This is a genomic window from Streptomyces botrytidirepellens (assembly GCF_003721215.1).
GTDB classification, from domain to species: domain Bacteria; phylum Actinomycetota; class Actinomycetes; order Streptomycetales; family Streptomycetaceae; genus Streptomyces; species Streptomyces himastatinicus.
The window spans coordinates 1-773 of the sequence record NZ_RIBZ01000388.1 but is presented as its reverse complement, the minus strand read 5'-3'; the positions used below and the strand labels follow the sequence as shown (position 1 = coordinate 773).

At 80.2% G+C, this 773-nt stretch carries 1 protein-coding gene; it reads left to right on the top strand.

The annotated features are described in order from the left end of the window. Positions 1-773 (top strand): protein phosphatase 2C domain-containing protein (locus EEJ42_RS31110; protein ID WP_342778352.1); only part of this gene is annotated, 773 nt, incomplete at both ends.

The following is a 773-nucleotide window of genomic DNA, read 5'->3' as shown; positions in this document are numbered from 1 at the left end:
GCCCTCGGGCGCCGCCTCGGCACCCGCCCCCGCGCCCCGGCCGTGGCGTGCCGCCGCGTCCGGGTACGTCGGCGACGAGCCGCCCGCGTACGAGGCCGAGCCGACCACCCTGCCCGTCGCCGGCCCGGAGGAGCCGGGCGGCCCGGTGCCCGACACCGTGCTCGACGGCGCCCGGTACGGGACGTTCACCCTCCGGGCCGTGTCGCTGCGCGGCGACGCGGCGCGTTCCCGCGGCGAGCCCCGGCGGGATGTGCTGCTCACGGCCCGCTTCGGGACCGGGGACGGCGCCCTGGTCCTGGTGGCCGTGGCCAGTGGGGACGGGGCGTCGCCGGACGCCGCGCGGGAGCTGTGCGAGGGGATCGGCGCGGCCGTCGGCCGCAGTCACGCGCGTCTCGCGGAGGACATCCGCGCCGCCCGGCGCGGCGCGCTCAAGTCCGGGCTGCACCGGCTCACCGACCGCGGCTACGGGCGGTTGCGCACCCGCGCGGCCGAACTCGGACTCGACCCGGCCGCGTACACCGCCCCGGTGCGCTGTCTGCTGCTGCCCGCCCATCCGGACTGCCGGGTCCGGGTGTTCTTCGGCGTCGGCGACGGCGGGTTGTTCCGGCTGCGCGACGGCGCCTGGCAGGACCTGGAGCCGGACGCAAGGGAGCACGACACGGTCGGCGGGCCCGTACTCGGCTTCGGCGGCGGTCGAGCGACCGCCCCCGACCCGGCGGCCCCCGACCCGCCCGCGCCCAGTCCGCCCGCGCCCAGTCCGCCCGCGCCCAGCT